The sequence below is a fragment of the Rhodobium orientis genome, from assembly GCF_003258835.1.
GTDB lineage: Bacteria > Pseudomonadota > Alphaproteobacteria > Rhizobiales > Rhodobiaceae > Rhodobium > Rhodobium orientis.
Genome location: NZ_NPEV01000230.1, coordinates 1 through 239, shown reverse-complemented (window position 1 = coordinate 239; position 239 = coordinate 1). Strand labels below are relative to the sequence as shown.

Genomic DNA, 239 nt, shown 5'->3' with positions numbered 1-239 from the left:
TTTAAATCGACGTTTTTAAGGTAAGAAGCGACCACCGAGCTGTTAATCGCCACTACGGCGGCTAACCCGACTTTCGAAAACGGAGCACAATTTGCGCTTAATCGCGCTGTCCGCTCCGGCGTTGAAAATTGATTGACGAGCATTCCCAATAAAGAAGGAATCACAATCATTCCAACTAACCCCTTCATCATGCCGATGACATCCATTTCAACATGCGCCCCGGCCAAGATGGAAAGACT

The 239-nt window shown here is 47.7% G+C and carries 1 protein-coding gene; it reads right to left on the bottom strand.

Going from position 1 to position 239, the window contains the following annotated elements:
* A partial coding sequence (locus tag CH339_RS25975; protein ID WP_210207422.1) for a hypothetical protein occupies nt 1-239 on the bottom strand: 239 nt, incomplete at both ends.